General features: G+C 69.9%; 16 protein-coding genes. 4 read left to right on the plus strand and 12 right to left on the minus strand.

Features of this window, described 5'->3' with window-relative positions:
- Both ribB and LI92_RS01490 read right to left on the minus strand, forming a co-directional pair.
- On the minus strand, positions 1-634 hold a 634-nt coding region (ribB, locus tag LI92_RS01485; RefSeq protein WP_046315252.1), incomplete at its 3' end, for a 3,4-dihydroxy-2-butanone-4-phosphate synthase.
- A gap of 95 nt (positions 635-729) precedes the next feature.
- Positions 730-1,347, minus strand: coding sequence for a riboflavin synthase (locus tag LI92_RS01490; protein WP_046315153.1), 618 nt, complete (start codon positions 1,345-1,347; stop codon positions 730-732).
- A 96-nt stretch (positions 1,348-1,443) separates the two neighbouring features.
- Here LI92_RS01490 and LI92_RS01495 point away from each other — a divergent pair, with 96 nt between their 5' ends.
- The gene (locus LI92_RS01495) at positions 1,444-2,142 is read left to right on the plus strand and encodes an LppX_LprAFG lipoprotein (RefSeq protein WP_046315155.1); all 699 of its coding nucleotides are present in this window, start codon (positions 1,444-1,446) and stop codon (positions 2,140-2,142) included.
- Entirely contained in the window at positions 2,142-3,695 is a 1,554-nt protein-coding gene (locus LI92_RS01500) for an MFS transporter (RefSeq protein ID WP_046315157.1), read from the plus strand. Before LI92_RS01495 ends, LI92_RS01500 begins: the two co-directional genes overlap by 1 nt.
- 10 nt (positions 3,696-3,705) lie before the next feature.
- On the opposite strand, the gene ribD is transcribed toward LI92_RS01500, so the two are convergent.
- From ribD to ppsA, 7 genes are all read right to left on the minus strand, one after another.
- Positions 3,706-4,737, minus strand: a complete 1,032-nt coding sequence (gene ribD, locus LI92_RS01505) for a bifunctional diaminohydroxyphosphoribosylaminopyrimidine deaminase/5-amino-6-(5-phosphoribosylamino)uracil reductase RibD (protein ID WP_046315160.1) — start codon at positions 4,735-4,737, stop codon at positions 3,706-3,708.
- Positions 4,734-5,411, minus strand: coding sequence for a ribulose-phosphate 3-epimerase (rpe, locus tag LI92_RS01510; protein WP_082109490.1), 678 nt, complete (start codon positions 5,409-5,411; stop codon positions 4,734-4,736). The genes ribD and rpe overlap by 4 nt, the downstream gene beginning before the upstream one ends.
- A gap of 5 nt (positions 5,412-5,416) precedes the next feature.
- Positions 5,417-6,832 (minus strand): RsmB/NOP family class I SAM-dependent RNA methyltransferase, encoded by a 1,416-nt coding sequence (locus LI92_RS01515; protein WP_046315164.1) that lies wholly within the window; start codon positions 6,830-6,832, stop codon positions 5,417-5,419.
- Complete coding sequence (gene fmt / locus LI92_RS01520) at positions 6,829-7,770, minus strand: methionyl-tRNA formyltransferase (protein WP_046315167.1); 942 nt, start codon at positions 7,768-7,770, stop codon at positions 6,829-6,831. Before fmt ends, LI92_RS01515 begins: the two co-directional genes overlap by 4 nt.
- Positions 7,771-7,819: 49 nt before the next feature.
- Complete coding sequence (locus tag LI92_RS01525; RefSeq protein ID WP_046315254.1) at positions 7,820-9,241, minus strand: bifunctional aminoglycoside phosphotransferase/ATP-binding protein; 1,422 nt, start codon at positions 9,239-9,241, stop codon at positions 7,820-7,822.
- A gap of 56 nt (positions 9,242-9,297) precedes the next feature.
- The gene (locus tag LI92_RS01530) at positions 9,298-10,185 is read right to left on the minus strand and encodes a universal stress protein (RefSeq protein ID WP_046315169.1); all 888 of its coding nucleotides are present in this window, start codon (positions 10,183-10,185) and stop codon (positions 9,298-9,300) included.
- Between the two features lie 142 nt (positions 10,186-10,327).
- Positions 10,328-12,634, minus strand: coding sequence for a phosphoenolpyruvate synthase (gene ppsA, locus LI92_RS01535; RefSeq protein WP_046315256.1), 2,307 nt, complete (start codon positions 12,632-12,634; stop codon positions 10,328-10,330).
- 291 nt (positions 12,635-12,925) lie between these two features.
- Between ppsA and LI92_RS01540 the strand changes: the two genes are divergently transcribed.
- Positions 12,926-13,729, plus strand: a complete 804-nt coding sequence (locus LI92_RS01540) for a universal stress protein (RefSeq protein ID WP_046315171.1) — start codon at positions 12,926-12,928, stop codon at positions 13,727-13,729.
- A 7-nt stretch (positions 13,730-13,736) separates the two neighbouring features.
- On the opposite strand, the gene LI92_RS01545 is transcribed toward LI92_RS01540, so the two are convergent.
- The 3 genes from LI92_RS01545 to LI92_RS01555 all read right to left on the minus strand — a co-directional run bounded on the left by LI92_RS01545 (position 13,737) and on the right by LI92_RS01555 (position 18,672).
- Positions 13,737-15,395 (minus strand): GAF domain-containing sensor histidine kinase, encoded by a 1,659-nt coding sequence (locus LI92_RS01545; protein ID WP_286134784.1) that lies wholly within the window; start codon positions 15,393-15,395, stop codon positions 13,737-13,739.
- Between the two features lie 227 nt (positions 15,396-15,622).
- The gene (locus tag LI92_RS01550) at positions 15,623-16,606 is read right to left on the minus strand and encodes a 1-phosphofructokinase family hexose kinase (RefSeq protein ID WP_046315258.1); all 984 of its coding nucleotides are present in this window, start codon (positions 16,604-16,606) and stop codon (positions 15,623-15,625) included.
- 29 nt (positions 16,607-16,635) lie between these two features.
- Positions 16,636-18,672, minus strand: a complete 2,037-nt coding sequence (locus LI92_RS01555) for an erythromycin esterase family protein (protein ID WP_046315176.1) — start codon at positions 18,670-18,672, stop codon at positions 16,636-16,638.
- 303 nt (positions 18,673-18,975) lie between these two features.
- Here LI92_RS01555 and LI92_RS01560 point away from each other — a divergent pair, with 303 nt between their 5' ends.
- A complete protein-coding gene (locus LI92_RS01560; RefSeq protein ID WP_502691381.1) occupies positions 18,976-19,413 on the plus strand; it encodes an Hsp20/alpha crystallin family protein in 438 nt (145 codons plus the stop codon).
- Positions 19,414-19,464: the final 51 nt, after the last annotated feature.

Here is a 19,464-nt window from a genome sequence, read left to right on the forward strand (position 1 = left end):
CCCGCTCGATGTGCTTTTCGTGCTTGCGCCGCCACTCGATCATGTCGGCGATGGAGATCAGCGCCAGGCCGTGCTCGTCGGCGAAGACCCGCAGCTCCTCGGTCTGGGCCATCGCACCCTCGTCCTTTTGGCTGACGATCTCGCAGATCGCGCCGGCCGGCTGCAGGCCGGCCATCCGGGCCAGGTCGACCGCGGCCTCGGTGTGGCCGGGCCGGCGCAGCACGCCGCCGTCCTTGGCCCGCAGCGGCACGACGTGGCCGGGACGGGTGAAGTCATCGGCGGCGCTGGTGGGATCGGCCAGCAGGCGCATGGTCGTGGCGCGGTCCGATGCCGAGATCCCGGTTCCGACGTTGTTCTTGGCATCGACGGTCACGGTGTAGGCGGTTCCGTGTTTGTCCTGGTTCACCGCATACATGGGCAGCAGGCCCAGCCGGTCGCAGATCGCGCCGTCCAGCGGCACACACAGGTAACCGGAGGTGTAGCGCACCATGAACGCCACCAGCTCGGGTGTGGCCTTCTCGGCGGCGAAGATCAGATCGCCTTCGTTTTCCCGGTCTTCGTCGTCGATGACGACGACGGCCTTTCCAGCCGCGATGTCGGCAACCGCCCGCTCGACGGTGTCCAACTTCGTCATCCGTGTCACCTTGATTTCGCCATCGGGGAGCACCCGGACGGCGCTACCTGCCCGTCCAGTATGAACCACCCGGAACCACGGTTCGCCTCCGTGACTCATTCCGTGGGCTTTGTCACCAACCGTTCGACATATTTGGCGATCACGTCGACTTCGAGATTGACCAGCGCGCCGACCGGTGCACGGCCCAGCGTCGTCAGTTCCAGGGTGGTAGGAATCAGCGAGACTTCAAAGAAATCTCCGGGGTCTTCGGGACTGGAGCCCAGCCCCGACACCGTCAGCGAGGTGCCGTCGACGGTGATCGAGCCCTTCTCCACCACGTACCGCGCCAGAGCGGCCGGCAGCCCGATGCGCACCACCTCCCAGTGCTGTCCCGGGGTGCGCGACAGCACTGTCCCGGTGCCGTCGACATGCCCCTGGACAATGTGCCCACCCAGCCGGCTGCCCAGCGCCGCCGCCCGCTCGAGATTGACCGCACTGCCGACCTGCAAAGAGCCCAGGCTGGAGCGCTCCAGCGTCTCGCGCATCACGTCGGCGCTGAAGCGGCCGCCGGGCTGCACCTCGACCACGGTCAGGCACACCCCGTTGACGGCGATCGAGTCACCGTGACGGGCGTCGGAGGTGACGGTGGGCCCCTGGATGACCAGGCGCGCGGCGTCGGCGAGGTCCTCGCGGCCGACCAGCTCGCCCAGCTCCTCCACAATTCCGGTGAACATCACATCAGGCTAGCGACGGCCGGCGGCGCGACGGAGCCGGGCGCGGCGGCCGTCGTTGTCTACGCTGCCCCACCGCGGCCGGGCGGCCTCTATACGATGTCCCCCATGCGCAGACTTCTCACCGTCCTGGCCACCGCTACCACCGCCGCCGCGCTGCTGGCCGGCTGTTCATCCAAGGACGCCGGCAGGCCGCTGCCGGACGCGACGACACTGGTCAAGGAATCGGCAAGCACCACCGCCGGCCTCCAGAGCGCACACCTGGCACTGTCGGTGACCGGTCAGATCAAGAACCTTCCGGTCAAGACCCTCGAGGGCGATCTGACCACCCAGCCGGCAACCGCCGCCAAGGGCAGCGCGACGATCATGATGCTGGGCTCGGATGTGGACGCCAAGTTCGTCGTGATCGACGGCGACCTGTACGCCGCGATCACCGGTGACGACTACGACAACTTCGGCGCCGCCGACAAGATCTACGACGTGGCCGCCCTTCTGAGCCCGGACAAAGGGGTGGCGAACATGCTGGCCAATCTCGAGGACACCAAGGCCGTCGCCCGCGACACCATCAACGGTGAGAAGACCATCCGGGTCACCGGCAACGCCCCCGCCGACGCCGTGAACTCGCTGGCCCCGCAGCTGAAGGCCACCGCTCCGACACCGGCCACCGTCTGGATTCAGGAGGACGGCGACCATCACCTGGTGCAGGCTCAGCTCGACCCCAGCGCGGGCAACGCCATCCAGATGACCCTGTCGAATTGGAATGCACCGGTCACCATTGAGAAGCCGGCGGGAGCGTAATGCGAGTCAACCGCCGGCTCGCGATCAGCGCGGGCAGCCTCGCGGTCCTGCTCGGTGCCCTCGACACCTATGTCGTGGTCACGATCATGCGCGACATCATGGCTCCGCAGCCCGCCGGTGTCGGCATCCCGATCAATAAGATCCAGCAGCTCACCCCGATCATCACCTGCTACCTGCTCGGCTACATCGCGGCAATGCCGCTTCTGGGACGGGCCTCCGACCGGTTCGGCCGCAAACTGCTGCTGCAGGTCAGCCTGGCCACGTTCGCCGTCGGTTCGGTGGTGACGGCCCTGGCGGCGGATCTGACGACCTTGGTCGCCGGGCGCACCATTCAGGGCGTTGCCAGCGGCGCCCTGCTGCCGGTGACGCTGGCGCTGGGCGCCGACCTGTGGTCGCAGCGCAATCGGGCCGGCGTGCTCGGCGGGATCGGCGCCGCCCAGGAGCTCGGCAGCGTGCTGGGCCCGCTGTACGGCATTTTCATCGTCTGGGCGCTGCGGGACTGGCGCGATGTGTTCTGGATCAACGTGCCGCTGACCGCGATCGCCATGCTGATGATCCACTTCAGCCTGCCGTCGCGGGCCGACACCGAACAGGACGGCACTCCCCCCGAACGCGTCGACGTGGTCGGGGGGCTGCTGCTGGCGGTGACCCTGGGTCTGGCTGTGTTGGGTCTGTACAACCCCGAGCCCAACGCCAAGCAGGCCCTGCCCGACTGGGGTCCGCCCCTGCTGGTCGGCGCGGCGGTGGCCCTGCTGTTGTTCGCGGTCTGGGAGCGGTTCGCCCGCACCAAGCTGATCGACCCGGCCGGCACCCGGTTCGGCCCGTTCCTGGCGGCGCTGGGCTCCTCGATGTGCGCCGGCGCGGCGTTGATGGTGACGCTGGTCAATGTCGAACTGTTCGGGCAGGGCGTGCTGGGCATGACCCAGAACGAAGCGGCCGGCCTGCTGCTGCGGTTCCTGATCGCGCTGCCGGTCGGGGCCCTGGTGGGCGGCTGGATCGCCACCCGCGTCGGGGACCGGCTGGTGGCGTTCGCCGGTCTGCTCATCGCCGCCGGCGGCTACGCGCTGATCTCGAAGTGGCCCGTCGACCTGCTCAACTACCACCACAACGTCTTCGGCGTGGTCAGCCTGCCCGCGTTGGCCACCGACCAGATGCTGGCCGGTTTCGGGCTGGGCCTGGTGATCGGCCCGTTGACCTCGGCGGTGATGCGCGCTGTTCCGACCCGCGAGCACGGCATTGCCGCCTCCAGCGTGGTGGTGGCCCGGATGACGGGCATGCTGGTCGGGATGGCGGCCCTGTCGGCGTGGGGTCTGTACCGCTTCAACCAGATCTTGGCCGGACTGCCCCGGGCGACCGGCGAGACGCTGGCGGAGAAGATGCTCAACAAGGCGGCCAACTCCAAGGTGGCCTTCGCCACGATGTACGGGGAGATCTTCGGCATCACCGCGGTCGTCTGCGTGGTGGGCGCGGTGCTCGGGTTGCTCATCGGCAGCAACAAGGTGTTCGCCGAAGACCCGGAGCTGCCGGAGCCGGAGGCCGCCCTCGCGCGCTGAGCTGCGGTGCCTAGTGCGGCACCAGGCTCAGCAACAGGTCGGGACCGATCTGCTCCATGGTGTCGAAGCGCCAGCGCAGCGCCCGGGCGATGTTGGGCACGCCCACGTCGTCGACCGCGGTGACCGGCCCGCCCAGGAGAATCGGTGCCACGTAGGCCAGGATCCGGTCGATGGCCCCGGCCCGCAGGAAGGCGCCGGCCAACGTCGGCCCGCCCTCGAGTAGCACATCGGTGCGGTCGGAGAGCGCCCGCAGCACTTCGGCCGGGTCATGGGTGCGGATCACCATGGTGCGCGAGTCGTCGTTGAGCACGTGGGCGTCCGCGGAGATCTCGCGTCGGCCCACCACCACCCGCAGCGGCTGACGATCGGCGAGGGTGCCGTCGGGAAGCCGGGCGGTCAGCGTGGGGTCGTCGACGAGCACGGTCCCGGTGCCCACCACGATGGCATCGGCCGCGGCCCGGCGGCGGTGCAGGTCGGCTCGGGCCGCTTCGCTGGTGATCCACTGGCTGGAACCGTCGGCGGCCGCGCTGCGCCCGTCGATGCTGGTGGCGTACTTCCAGGTGACGTGCGGTCGGCCGGTGCGCTGCTTGTGCAGCCATTCCCGTAGCGGACCGGTGCTGACCGCCTTGGCCTGCACCCCGGAGATCACCCGCACGCCCGCCTCGGCGAGTCTGGCGGCACCGCCCGCGGCGGCCGGGTTGGGGTCCTCGACGGCGTAGATCCCCTGCGCCACCCCCGCCGCCAGCAGGACGTCCACGCACGGCGGGGTCTTGCCGTGGTGATTGCACGGCTCCAGGGTGACGACGGCCGTACCGCCGGCACTGAGTTCGCCGGCCCGGCGCAACGCCACCACCTCGGCGTGCGCCTCTCCGGCCGGGCGGGTCCCGCCGACGCCCACCACCGCGCCGTCGCGGTCCAAAATGACCGCGCCTACCGGCGGATTGGGGGAGGTGGCGCCTTTGACTCGTTGGGCCTGCTCGATCGCCAGCAGCATCGCGGCATCGTGGTCGACGGCGTGCTCGGCGGCCGGCTTAGCGCTCATGCGCGCAGATGCGGTGACGCCGCCAGGGCCTGACGACGCAGCGATTCCACGGCGGCACCCGGATCGGCCGCGCTGTAGACGGCCGAGCCGGCGACGAAGCAGTCCACACCGGCCGCGGCGGCCTGCTCGACGGTGTCGGCGTTGATCCCGCCGTCGATCTCCACCAGGATGTTCAACTCCCCGGAATCGACGAGCTTGCGCACCGCCCGTACCTTGCTCAGCACCTCGGGGATGAATGACTGCCCGCCGAAGCCCGGCTCGACCGACATCACCAGCAGGGTGTCGAAATCTCGCAGGATCTCCAGGTAGGGCTCCAGCGGCGTGCCGGGTTTGATGCTCAGCCCGGCCTTGGCGCCGGCAGCCCGGATGTCGCGGGCCACCGCGACGGGGTTGTCGGTGGCCTCGGCGTGGAAGGTGACGTTGTAGGCGCCGGCCTCGGCATACGGCGGCGCCCACCGGCCTGGGTCCTCGATCATCAGATGGCAGTCCATCGGGATGTCGGTGGCCGCCAGCAGGCTCTGCACCACGGGCAGGCCCAAGGTCAGGTTCGGTACGAAGTGGGCGTCCATCACATCGACGTGCAGCCAGTCCGCGCCCTTGACGGCGGCGGCCTCATCGGCGAGGCGGGCGAAATCGGCCGACAGGATCGACGGCGCGATCATGGGTCGTGACATGGGCTTTAGAGTACTTGTAGGGCCGCAGCGAACATGGCGTCGGTGCCGTGTCGGTGCGGCCACAGCTGCACATGCGGGCCGTTTCCTAGGGCATCGGCGGGCGCGAACAGCTCCCGGGTGTCCAGGGCACGCACCGGCTGCCGGCGCACGGCGTCGGCCACCACCCCCACCGTCTCGGCCAGGTGCGGGGAGCAGGTCGCATACAGCACCACTCCCCCCGGCCGGGTCAGTCCGATTGCCGCGGCCAGCAGCTCGCGCTGCAGCTTGGCCAGGGCGGGGATGTCGGCGGGCTGCCGGCGCCAGCGCGCTTCCGGCCGCCGGCGCAGGGCGCCCAGACCGGTGCACGGCACGTCCACCAGAACCCGGTCGAACCCGGGCTGCAGTCCCGAGTCGCGGCCGTCGGCGGTCAGCACCTCCACGTTCAGGCCACGGGTGTTCTCGCTGACCATCGCGGCACGGTGCGGCGCCTGTTCCACCGCGGTCACCCGCGCCCCGGACTGGGCACCCAGCGCCGCCAGCAGCGCGGTCTTGCCGCCCGGTCCGGCGCACAGATCCAGCCACCGGCCGGTGTCGCCTTCGACCGGGGCCAGCGCGCACGCCCGGGCCACCAACTGGCTGCCCTCGTCCTGCACCAGCGCCTGACCGGCCCGCACCGGCTCGAGTTGCCCGGGGTCGCCGCCGGGCAGGTACACCGCATACGGCGAATACCGGCCCACCTCGCCGCCCACGGCGGCCGCCAATTCCGCTGCGGTCAGGACACCGGGCCGGGCGGCCAGATGCACCCGGGGACGCTCGTCGTCGCTGGCCAGCACCGCGTCGAGTTCACCGGCGTCGGCGCCCAGCGCGTCGGCGAACGCCTGGGCGATCCAGCGCGGGTGGGCGTGGACGAAGGCGGCGTGCCCGATCGGGTCGGCTTCGGCGCTCGGCGCCAGTTCCGCGGTCCAGGACTGCTCGTCGCGCGTGCTGATCGTGCGCAGCACGCCGTTGACGAAACCCGCTCGGGCGGAGTCGAACTCGATGGCCGCCTGCTCGACGGTGGTGGATACCGCGGCATGCGGTTCGACCCGGGTGCGCAACAGTTGGTAGCTGCCCAGACGCAGCAGGTCCAGCAGCACCGGGTCGATGGTGTCGGGTGAGCGTTGCGCCGCGGCCCCGATGACCGCGTCGAGCAGGCCGCGGACCCGGCAGGTTCCGTAGGTCAGTTCGGTGGCGAAAGCGGCGTCCCGGCCGGTGATTCCGCGCTCGGCCAGCAGCGCCGGCAACGCCAGGTTGGCGTAGGCGTCGCGCTGCGAGACCGCCTGCAGCACGTCGAAGGCGGCGCGCCGCGCCGGGTCCAGCGGCCTGCGGCGGGGTTTGCGCGGGCCGGTTTGGGGGCGCTGCGGCCGGTCACGCTGCGGCCGGCCGCGCTGCGGTCCGGTCATGACGCCCGCATCTCGGAGCCGAGCCGGGCACCGCGCGCCCAGTCGGCGGCGTCCATGAGCTTCTTCCCCGGTGGCTGAACCTGTCCCAACCGCACCGGTTGCGAGCCCGTGCCGACCCAGATGTCGCGGCGGCCGGCGTGGATGTGGCCCGGCGCCAGCTCGCTGCGCCCGTCATCGATGGATTCGGCGATGGTGACCGGACCGAGTTTGACGCGCAGGTCGCCGATCATCGTCCACGCCCCGGGGTTGGGGGTGACGGCGCGGATTCGCCGCTCGACCACCGCGGCGGGCAGCTCCCAGCGCACCCGCGCGTCCTCGACACTGATCTTGGGGGCATAGCTGACGCCGTCGCGCGGCTGCGGCACCGCCTGCAACGCCCCGTCTTCGATACCGTCCAGGGTCGCCGCCAGCAGTTCGGCTCCGGAGACCGCCAGCCGGGCCAGCAGCTGCTCGGCGGTGTCGTCGGGCCGGATCGTCTCGGTCGCGACGCCGTAGACCGGCCCGGAATCCAGCTCCGGCTCGATGCGAAACGTCGTCGCGCCGGTGACCGCGTCGCCCGCCGCGATCGCGGCCTGCACCGGGGCCGCGCCCCGCCACGCCGGCAGCAGCGAGAAGTGCAGGTTGACCCAGCCGCGCGGCGGCACCGCCAGCAGGGCGTCGCGCAGCAGTGCCCCGTAGGCGACCACCGGGCAGCAGTCCGGCGCCAGTTCGGCCAGCTCGGCGACCGCCTCCGGCGCATTGGGCAAGACCGGCCGCAGCACCGGAATGCCGTGGTCGAGGGCCCTAAGGGCCACCGGCGAGGGCTGCGGGCGGCCCCGTCGGCCGGCTGCCGCGTCGGGCCGGGTCAGTACCGCGACCACCTCGTGGCGTGGCGAGTCGATCAGCCGCTGCAACGACGGCAACGCGGTGTCCGGGGTGCCGGCGAAGACGATGCGCACCGGGCCAGTTTAGGGAAGCCTCCCGTGGCGGCGACGGCTGCCGCAGCACTCACCCGGGCGGATCGATCGCGGCGCGCCAGAGCTCGTGGGCCTGCCGCACGCAGTCGTCGAGTGGTCGCGCCGTGTCCACCCGACGCGCGCCGGGCCATCCGAACTCCTGGGCGCCGAGCGCCACCGCGATCTGCGGCGTCGCATCGGAATTGCCCGGGGCCCTGGTTCTGACACGCTGGGCCGCGACGTCTGCGGGCAGCACGCAGTGGATCTCGGCGATCGCCGTGTGCGTGTCGTCGGCCAGGCGGCGGGCCTGGGCACGCACTCCCTCCTCCCGCCAGGTGCCGTCGAGAATCACCGATCGGCCGTGGCGAAGGCAGCGGCCCGCGCGCCGCAGAATCTCCGCGTAGACCGCGGCGACGTTGGCCGGTGCGTACAGCCCGGCGTCGAGGTCACCCGGCCGGCCGCGCAGCTGTCCGGATCCGTGCAGTTCCTTGCGCACGTCGTCGGTCGAGAGCACCGTGGCCCCGACCCGCGCGGCGAGCTCGCGGGCCAGGGTCGACTTCCCGGTTCCCGGACCGCCGCCGACGAGCACCAGGCGGGTGGCCCCGTCCTCGAGGTGACGTCGGGCGATGGCCAGGTGCTGCGTCGCAGCTGCGCCGGCTCCCGGCTTGCCCTGACTCAGCCGTACGCAGTCGACCTTGGCGCGCACCACGGCGCGGTAGGCGATGTAGAAGTCGCGCAGCGACGCCGGCGCGGTGTCGCCGCAGCGGCCGGCGTAGCGCGCCAGGAAGTAGTCACCGAGGTCTCTGCGCCCGAGGAACTCCAGGTCCATGGCCAGAAAGGCGGCGTCGTCGATGCGGTCGAGGTAGCGCAGTTCGTCGCTGAACTCCAGGCAGTCCAGCAGCACCGGGCGGTCGTCGGTCCAGAAGATGTCGTCGGCGAGCAGGTCGGCATGGCCGTCGACGATGCAACCCTCGTCGATCCGCCGGGCGAACAACTCCGACCGCCCCGCGAGGTAGGCGGCCGCCAGATTCTGGACGCGGCGCACCGACTCGGCGGAAACCGCGGTACCGGCGTGGCCGTTCAACGTGGGGAAGTTGTCGAACCACCGGCGGTAGATCGCCTCGGGCGTGCCCTGCGCGTCGATGTCCGGGCCGTGCGGCGAGCGGTCGTGGAAGTCGGCCAGCACTCCGGCGATGACGTCGAGCACGTGCTCGACCTGCCGGCCGCGCTTGACCAGCGAAGCCAACCGATCCTCGTCGTGGTAGCGGCGCATCACCACCAGCGGTTCGGCGGCCCCTCCGGCGGGGTCGCTGAGGTGCGCGACACCGAAATAGGCCTCCGGGGCCAGCCGGCTGTTGAGCCGGACCTCTCGCGCGCAGGCCTGCTCGCGCTGTTCGACGGTGCGGAAGTCGAGGAAGTCGGTCTGCACCGGCTTCTTGGCCTTGTAGGCACGATCCCCGGCCAGGATGACCATGCCGGAGTGTGTCTCGTGGGCCGCGACAGCAGAGAAGGCGTGCGCGTCGCCGGAGGTCACGTCGCGGCGGGCCGGACCACGATCACCGGGACACTGGCGGCCTGCACCACCGCCGAGCTGACCGAACCCAGAAGCTGGCTGGTGAAGCCGCCGCGGCCGCGACTGCCGACCACCACCAGTTGGGCCTGCTCGGCGGCCTCGACCAGCCAGCGGGCGGGATGGTCGCAGACCACGCGCCGCTCGACGGCGACGTCGGGGTACCGCTCCTGGTAGCCGGCCAGGCGTTCGGAGAGGATTTCGTGTCCCTGAACTTCGTAGTCGCGCCGGTCCATGTTGAGCAACGGCATGACCTTGATGTCACTCCAGGCATGCAACGCCACCAGCGGCACCCCGCGGAACGAGGCCTCCTCGAAGGCCAGCGCGGTTGCCTGCTCCGACGCGGGCGAACCGTCGATGCCGACCACCACGGGCGCGTCGTCGCTGTGCGCTCGACCGGCACGGATGACCGCGACCGTGCCCTGGGCATGGTGAATGAGGCTGGTGCTCACCGAGCCCAGCAGCAGCCGGCCGATGGCACCCAGGCCGACCGAGCCGACGACGGTCATCCAGCTGCCCTTGGCGGCGTCGATCAACGTCGAGACCACCGGGGCGTAGGCCGCCTCGGCATGCACCTCCGGTGCTGCGGCGTCGCCCCGGTTGGCCTCGACGACATCGCGGGCCTTCGCCAGTACCTTTTTCGCCTCATCGGCCTGCCAGTTGGGAATGCCGTCGGTGACCGGGCCGGGAGGCCAGCCGGCCTCCAGCGGGGTCACCACATGCAGCAGGGTGATCGGCTGGTCGCGCATGACCGCTTCCCGCGTCGCCCAGGCCACCGCCGCATCGGATTCCGGTGATCCATCGACCCCCACCACGATGCCGGTCTTCGTCGTCCCGACTTGTGCCATCACAGCCCTCCCAACAGATTGAGCACTGGGCCGACCGGCCGGCTCTGCCGTTGAAGTTACTGCGGCCGGACTGATTCGGCAGGGGTCATTGGACCCCAATCCACGGTTCGTTGGCCCATTGGCACCTGCCACCACCGGCTTTTCACGCGCGGGCCAGGGCGGACTCCAGCAGGAGCCGGCGTTCTGCGGCGGCCACCGTACGCCGGGTCGCCTCGACCGCATCGGGGTTGACCGACACCGAGGTGATTCCCATCCGGACCAGATGCTCGGCGAAGGACGGGTTCGTCGACGGCGCCTGGCCGCACAGCGACGAGGTGATGCCGTGCATGCGCGCCGATTCGACGATGCGCTCGATCGCATCCAGGACGGCGGGATCGGACTCGTCGAACAGTTCCGCGCAGACATCGGAGTCGCGATCGACCCCGAGGATCAGCTGGGTCAGGTCATTGCTGCCGATGGACACTCCGTCGATGCCCAGTCCCACATACTCCGGAAGCCAATACGCCACCGACGGCACCTCGGCCATCACCCACCGGTGCAGGCCGCGCTGCGCACCCAGTGGGCTCGCATCGATGAGCGTCAGGCAGGCGTCGAGCTCCCACCGGGTGCGGACGAACGGCAGCATCAGATGCACGTTGGGATGGCGTTCCCTGACCCGAGCCAGTGCCTGGAGTTCGAGCGCGAACACCTCCGGCTCGTGCACATACCGGTAGCAGCCCCGGTAGCCGATCATCGGGTTGTGCTCCACCGGCTCATAGGCTTCCCCGCCCGCCAAGCCCCGGAACTCGTTGCTGCGGAAGTCGGTGGTTCGGTAGATCACCGGTCGCGTCCCGAACGCCGAGGCGATGCGACTGAGTGCGGCCACCATCGCCTCGATCATGGTGCCCTGTTCGCCGTGCGCTATCAGGTCACGCGGATGACGACCGGACAGTGCCTCGGTCAGCATGAATTCGGCGCGCAACAGGCCCACGCCGTCGACGTCCTGGGCGGCGACGGTCTCGGCGGCCTCGGCCATGGCCAGGTTGACGTAGATCTTGGTTCCGGTCGGCTGCGTCATCGCCGTGTTCGCCGCGGCGGCGGGAGGCGCGACCGACACACGCGCGGCTGCCGCCCCCGAGGTGACGACGCCGCGAGTCCCGTCCACGGTGACCCGGAGTCCGTCGTGCAGGACGCTGGTTGCCCGCCCCGTCCCCACCACACAGGGGACGCCGAGCTCGCGCGCCACGATGGCTGCGTGGCACGTCATTCCGCCGGTCTCGGTCACCAGGCCGGCGGCGCGGCGCAGGGTCGGCAACCAATCGGGGTTGGTCATCTCAGCGACCAGGATCTCGCCGTCGCGCATGCGGTCCCCCTCGTGCGGACTGCGCAGGATGCGCACCGCGCCCGTTGCCGCACCCGGCGCGGCGGGCAGGCCGCGCAGCAGCACGTCCGGTTTCCCCGGTGTGCCGGTGCCCTTGCCCTCGCCCCTGCCCTCGCCGCCGAGCGTGGTGATCGGTCGGGCCTGTACCAGCCAGACCGTGCCGGACGCGATCGCCCACTCGACATCCTGTGGGCATCCGTTGTGCGCCTCGACATCCATTGCCAGTTCGGTGACGCGCCGCAAGGCGGCATCGTCGAGGACCGGCGCGTCGGCCTGGGCCGCGTCCAGGGGCACCACCGCATCGTGGCCGTCGGGTCCGCGCTCGATCTTGAACGCCTGGTGCCCGATCCGGGTGTCGAGAACCTCCCGGGTCTGTTTGTCCACGACATAGGTGTCGGGTTGCACTTTGCCTGCCACGACGACTTCTCCTTGGCCGACGGCGGCTTCGACGACGACTTGGCCGCGCTCGCCGGTTCCGGGGTTGGTGGTGAATGCCACCCCGGACTGCTCGGCGGCGATCATCTCCTGAACCACCACCGCCATGGCGGGCTCCGCGTCGAATCCTCGGCTCGCTCGGTAGCTGACCACCCTCGGCGTGAAAAGCGATGCCCAGCAACGCTTAACGGCATGAATCAGAGCGTCGTCGCCGGCGACATTGGTGAGTGACTGGTTCATGCCGGCGAATGAGGCATCCCGCCCGTCTTCGCCGGTCGCCGAAGAACGCACCGCGACAACCCGGTTCGCTCCGAGCCGGTGGTAGGCGGCCAGGAGTTGCCGGCGAACCGGATCTGCGACACCGGCTTTGGCGACCAAATGCTGCATCCGCTGACACAACTCGGCCAGCGCGGCGCTGTCATCGATGCGCTTGAGAGCCTGGCGGTGCAGGTCAGCCACCTCGGTGTCGACTCCCCCCGCCTGCAGCGACATCAGGTAGCCGCTGCGCAGCAGCACAAATCCCGGGGGAACCGGAAGACCCGCGTTGACCAGTTCGCCCAGGTTGGCGCCCTTGCCGCCGGCCTCCTCCGCATCGGCGAGCCCCAACGCCGAAAAATCGCGAACACACGTGTCGGCATCGACCGCTACTGCCATCTCCGGTTCTCCCTCCTGGTCGGTGGCGTTTCGGGTGCTGCGTGATCGCACCGTCGCCTGCCCCGTGACGGTGCCGCCCGGTGTCGCGAGCGGCCCAGCGTCGAGTCTCGGTCGGCGCGTCCGGCAACGGAGCGGCCGAAAGGCCGCAGTTTCGGCGGAATTGGACCCCAACTCCGCGCAATCCCGCTGGAAAGGGACCATCGCCGACCTTTCGGGGGGCCAACGGCCCTCCGGGAAATGCCTGCGCCTGCGTAGCGTCGCGTGACGAACCCGGTCAGCGGAAGGATGCCGATGAGCGAATCGATGTCATCACAGTCGGTCGTGGTCGGCATCGATGGTTCGGAGGCGGCTGCCCATGCGGCGACGTGGGCGGCTCGTGAGGCCGGCGCGCGCGGCCTGCCCCTGCGCCTGGTTCACGTCATCGCCGAGGAGGCCGCCGAAGCCGCGCCCACACAGCCGGATCTGGGCGTGGAGTACGCCGAAACGGTGCTGCGCGATGTCGACCTGGTGCTCCGGGAGAATGCGTCCGAGCTCAAGGTCGAGACCGCGATGCCGCATGGGCCGCCCGGATCCGCCCTGATCGACGAATCACGCGACTCGGCAATGGTGTGCGTGGGCTCCGTCGGGATCGGGTGCTTGAGCCGCGCGATCTTCGGGTCGACCGCTGCCGAACTGGCCCACGGCGCGCACTGCCCGGTGGCAGTCATCCGCGACCTCGGTGGCACGGGCGCAGCGCGGGGCTGGATCGCGGTCGCCGTCGATCACACCCCGGGCGACGACCTGCTGCTGGAGCACGCATTCCGGGAAGCGCAGCTACGCGATGCACCGATCCTGGCGGTAGAGAGCCAGCCGTGGCGGCGCGTCGGCCGGCACACTCTTCGGATCGAGCATTGGGCATCGCGCTACCCCGGGGTGCGGATTCGGCTCACCCCCCTGCGGCGCGGACTACCGGAAGCGCTGGGCCAGATCGGCGAACCCGTCCAGCTCGCCGTCATCGGGAAGCACGACGCCGACGATGTGCCCCGGATCGTGGGCCCGCCCGACGTTGGTATCACCGAACCGGCCGGGAGCTCGGTGCTGGTGGTGCGCGACTAAAGACCGGCTAACGGCCGGCCAGCGGGGCGCTCCAGTGCACGCGGGTTCCTCCCTCGGGCTGCGAGCTGATCTCGCAGGCACCGCCCAGAAGTTGGGCGCGGGTCACCATGTTGGCCAGGCCACTGTGGCGTTGGTTTTCTGCCGGGATACCGTGCCCGTTGTCGGTGACGACGATGTTCAGACTGTCGGTCACGCTGATCTCGACGCTGACCCGAGTGGCTCCGGAGTGCCTGCAGACATTACTGACCGCTTCCATGATCACGGCCTCGGCGTGCTCGGCCAGCTCGTCGGCGATGAGCGTCACCGATCCGTCGACGCGCACAGTCGCAACGATGTTGCGATTCTCCGTCAGACGCGCGACCTCGTCCTGAACGCGTTTCTGGAAACCCCCGTCAAGCGCCGCCCGGGATTTGAGCCGGAAGATCGTCGTTCGGATCTCGGCGATGATGGTCTGCAGATCGTCGATCGTGGCGTCAAGCCGGGCGACGACCTCCGGTGAATGTGTCAGGGCCAGCGTGCCCTGCAGGTCCAGCCCGGCGGCGAACAACTGCTGGATGACGTGATCGTGCAAGTCGTGGGCGATGCGTTCGCGGTCGGCCAGAATGTCGCGTTCACGGGCCCAGGCACGCCCGCGGGCCACCACAACGGCGACGGCGGCGCGACGCGCGAAGTCATACACCAGGTCCAGGTCCGTCTCGTCGAAAGCACGGTGATTCTCGTTGCGGGCGATCGCGAGCACTCCCAGCGTCTCCCCCTCGGAACGCAGCGCCACCACCACGACCGGGCGCTGTCCGACATCGGTGAACCCGGGGATCGGGATGTCGAGCGCTTCGGTGATCAAGGGCCTGCCGGACCGGAAGACGCTGCCGGTGGTGGAGCCATCCACCGCGATCTTCTGGCGGATCACCTCCTCGGCGTTGAGTCCGGCGGCTGCGGCCACGGTCAGGGTTCCCACGTCGGCAATGGGTAGGCTCGCGTCGGCCGGAACCAGCACGATCGCCTGCTCGGCCGAGGCGAGCTCGCAGACACGCTCAGCGATGATCTGCAGTGGCTCTGATCGCATTGCCGGTCCGGTGGGCTCCGAAAGCAGCGCGGTGGTGATGTCGCGGCCTGCCTCGATCCAATGCGCCGACGCGCGCAGGTGTTCCACCATGCGAGCGTTGTCGACGGCGACCGCTGCCGCGGTCGCCAAGGCGACGGCCACCTTTTCGTCGGACTCGGCGAATGTGCGGCCCGGCTGCTCGTGGGCCAGGTAAAGGTTGCCGATCAGGACACCCGAGGTGATGAGGGGCACGCTGAGCAGCGCCCGCATCGGGGGATGGTGTTCGGGGAACCCGACCGCGGCCGGGTGCGCGGTCAGGTCAGCCAGCCGCAGCGGCTCGGACTCGACGAGTGAGGCGTCCAAGACGCCCTTGCCGATGGGCAGATGGCCGATCCGGCGGATCGTCTGCTCATCGAGGCCGGCGTGGATGAACTCGATCAGATTGCCCTGCGGACCGCGGATCGCCAGGGCGCCGTAGCGCGCCGAGGTCAGCTTCATCGCGGCCACGACAACCCGGTGAAGCGTGGTGTTGAGGTGGAGGTCGGAGCCGATCTCAAGGATCACCGCGAGCAGGTGCTCCATCTGGTCCCGCGTGACGGCGAGCTCATCGAGCTGGTGATGCATGCGGTCGATGAGGGACCGATCGCCGAGCCCCCGGAACGCCGATTCGCTGTCTCCGCCGTCCATCCGACCCATTCTTTCCGCGGAGCGAATAGCTAGTGCCTGCAAACCGTGCGCACGCCGCAACACGGGCACACGACCGTCCAGCAATATGCTGGCACAAACCACGGCCGGTCGGCGATAACTTGCTGTCTTGGCTGCTCACCGCAGGCGCGCCGGGCCCCTCGGACCTACGCCGAGAGGCCGATCACCTCGCTGGGCTCGGCAACGAGGGCGAACAGGTTTTCCACCGCCGAACGGCTGCACACCGCAGTACCCGGTGTCATCAGCATCGCCGCACCCGCCGCAATGCCCCACTGGACCGACGTGACCAGCGGCCAGCCCCGACTCAGGCCGACGGCGATCGCGGCAACCATCGCGTCGCCGGCACCGACCCCGCTGCCTCCCCGCATCCGGACGGCGGAGAATCGGTAACTGCCTGCAGGAGCGGCGAGCAGTGCGCCCTCGGCCCCCAGCGACACGACCACCGCAGCGGCCCGTCGCTGCTCGATGAGCTGGTGGGCGGCGGTCAGCCGGTCGGTCTCGGTGACCAGGTCGCGGCCGACACATTCGGAGAGTTCCCGCACGCTGGCCTTGAGCAGGAACACCCCCGACCGGATCTGCCGCAGCCCACCTCCGGAGGTATCGAGAATCAACGGGACTCCGGCATGCCGGCACACCTCGGCCACACGCTGGTAGTAGTTGTCGGGCACGCCGGGTGGAAGGCTGCCGCTCGCCACCACGAACCCCGCCGATGCGGTCGCCGCGCGAAGCCGGTCCAAGCAGTGCACCTGTTCGGCAAACGTCATTCGGGGACCGGGCAGCACGAAGCGGTACTGCCCTCCGGTGCTTTGCTCGTCGATGGTGAAGCTCTCCCTGGTCGGCTCGGCGATCGGGATGCGGTCGACGGGCACGCGGGCCCGTTCCAGCAATTCCGTGACCAGCCCGCCGCTCGGTCCGCCGGCGGCCAGTATCGCCAAGACGGGTGCACCGAGAACGTGCGCGATGCGGGCGACGTTGACACCGCCCCCGCCCGGGTCGTAGCGGGCGGGCCGGCAGCGCAGCTTTTCGGTCGGCCGCACCCGGTCGATGCTGGTGGTGATGTCGAGCGCGGGATTCAACGTCAAGGTGACGATCCGCGTCGCTCGAACCGCGGGGCGGGCCGGAGTCTTCATGATCATCAGTTTCCGTGCGTCCCCGACGGCTACAGACCGCTCGGATAGGTCTCGGGAGTCTGGCCGGCGATCCAGAGGCTCGTCACCTCCAGCGGCTCCAGCGCGCGCGTCTGATCGACGTGGATGATCGCATCGAACTGGTCGGACGGCCGGACATGGAAGTAGTGACTCTGCCGCTCGGTCGCGGGTTGGTAGATCACTCCGATGGCGCGACCCAACCGCACCGCTTCCAGCGGGTCGGCGGCAGGCACCGCCGGGATGGGCACCAGGAACGCCGGCTTTCCGGTGGCATGGAAAAGATCTTCGATGCTGCCGGGCAACGCCGGGCGGACCACTTTGCGTTCGGCCGGGCCGCCCCACTCGCTGGCGGCGGTCACCGTTCCCGAATAGGTGCTGAACCCGATGAGGCGCACCTGGTCGTCGTGACGCTCCCGGACCAGCTGACCGAGGGTGAGCTGGCCGTCACCGGCCATCTCGGTGGCTCGGGCGTCCCCTACGTGCGAGTTGTGCGCCCAGACCACGATGCGGGCCGGTGCGGCGGCGTCGCGACCGCGGTCGGCATGGGCCAGCAGCGCCTCCAGGGTCTGGGCCATGTGCCGGTCGCGGATGTTCCAGGACGAGACGCGTCCGCTGAACATGGTCCGGTAGTACTCCTCGGCGTTGCGGACGGTTTGGGCGTTCTGCACCGCGTAGAACAGTTCGTCTTCGGCGACCGGTCCGTCCCGCTGCACCAAGTTCGCCGCGTCGCGCTGCATTTCGATCAGTTGTGCTACCGCTTCGCCCTCGCACGATGGTCCGGCGCCGAAGGCCGCACCGAATCCGTACGCCTGGCCGTCGTCGGCGCAGGCATGGTCGAAGCAGGCGTAGCGCGCGCGGGCCCGCTCCGCCGCGACCGGGTCGACGGTGTCCAGGTAGGTGATCACTTCCTCGATCGAGCGATGCAGGCTGTACAGGTCAAGCCCGTAGAAGCCGGTTTGGCGCCGGTCGGCCGATCTGCGTTCCCGGTTGTGGGCGCGCAGCCAATCCACGAATTCGGCGACCACGGCGTTGCGCCACATCCAGGCCGGGAATCGCTGAAAGCCGCTCAGCGCGGCATCGGCGGTCTGGTCCTCGCCGAGGCCTCGGACGTAGCGGTTCACCCGGTAGGCATCCGGCCAATCCGCCTCGGCGGCCACCGCGCAGAAGCCCTTCGCTGTGATCAGCCACTTGGTGATCTCGGCGCGGGCGGCGTAGAACTCGTGCGTGCCGTGCGAGCTTTCGCCGATCAACACGATGCGCGCGTCGCCGATCAGCTCTTCCAGCGCAACCTGGGGCGGGACCCCGGCCGGTGCATCCACAGCGACACCGCCGACGATCTGCGCGGCGGTCGGCGCCGCGGGTGCCTGGTGCCGGGTGGTCGGGGCGGCCAGGAGCCGGCAGACCTCTTCGTCGGTGACCTGGGTGAAGTCCCAGAACGATTCGCCGACGGCGAAGAAGGGGGTGGGCATCGTGGCGCAGACCACCTCGTCGACGAGGCCGGCGAACTCCCGGCAGGTCGATTCGGGGGCTGCCGGAACGGCGACGACCAGACGGGCCGGCTCGGCGTCCCGCAGCGCCTGCACCGCGGCGAACATGCTCGCGCCGGTGGCCAGCCCGTCGTCGACCAGGATGACGGTCCGGCCGGCCACGTTGCGGGGCGGGCGATCACCGCGATAGGCGGCCTCCCGGCGGACCAGCTCCCGGCCTTCCCGGTCGGCGATGTCACGCAGCTGTTGCGGCGTGACCTTCAGGGCGCGCACCATGTCGTCGTTGACCACCACGCGGCCGCCACTGGCCAGCGCGCCCACCGCGAATTCCTCGTGGCCGGGCGCTCCGAGCTTGCGCACGATGAACGCGTCCAGCGGGGCCCGGAGAGCCGCCGCGACTTCCCAGGCGACCGGGATTCCGCCGCGCGCCAGGCCGAGGACGATCACGTCGTCACGGTCGCGGTAGCTGTCGAGCAGATCGGCCAGCACCTGGCCGGCCTCGGTGCGGTCACGAAATATTCGCCGCGGTTGCCGCCTTCGGACGTCGGCTGCCCTCGTCATCGCAGTTCACCGGTCATGGCGCCATCTCCGATTGGTCTAGAACTGACAACTCTGATCTGACCCAGTGGGGGCCAGGTCGGGGAAGGGCACGAGGTCCCGATTCCACGGGGCCGTTTGTCGAAGGCTGTCGGAACCGTTGCGCCCCGGAGGCCGCAACCATGAATTTTGTCGCCGGCGCAGGACGCCGGATTCGACTGGATGACGACGAATACCCCTAGGGCGTGGGGACTTCCGGCCCTGCCCGCCGGCGTCTCATGCGAGTCGAATCGAGAGATCCACCAGACCGCCAAAGATCCGAGGACCATCATGAAGAACCTCCCCGCCAACGCTTCGCGCCGTTCCCTGCTTCCGGGACTGTCGGAGCTGTTCAGTGGATTTCCGTCCTGGGCCGGTCCTTGGCCCATGCCGGAAGGGCACCTCATCCGCCTCGAAGACCAGGTGGAAGACGGGCACTACGTCGTGCGAGCGGAACTACCGGGTATGGACCCCGCCAAGGACATCGACATCACCGTCCGCGACGGACGCCTGACGATCAAGGCCGAGCGCACTGAGAAGAACGAAGGGGAAGGGCGTTCGGAATTCGCCTATGGCTCCTTCGCCCGATCCGTCTCGCTTCCCCCCGGCGCCGACGAGGAGGACATCAGCGCCACCTATGACAAAGGCATTCTCACGGTCTCGGTGGCACTTCCCAAGCCGGCCAAACCAGCCGAGAAGCACATCGAGGTCAAAGCCGCCAGCTGACTCCGGCACGCGGCAGCGCGCAGTGGCGCTGCTTGGCGTCCGCACCGCAGT

Origin of the sequence: Mycobacterium sp. UM_Kg1 (assembly GCF_000972925.1) — a bacterium.
Lineage (GTDB): Bacteria > Actinomycetota > Actinomycetes > Mycobacteriales > Mycobacteriaceae > Mycobacterium > Mycobacterium hiberniae.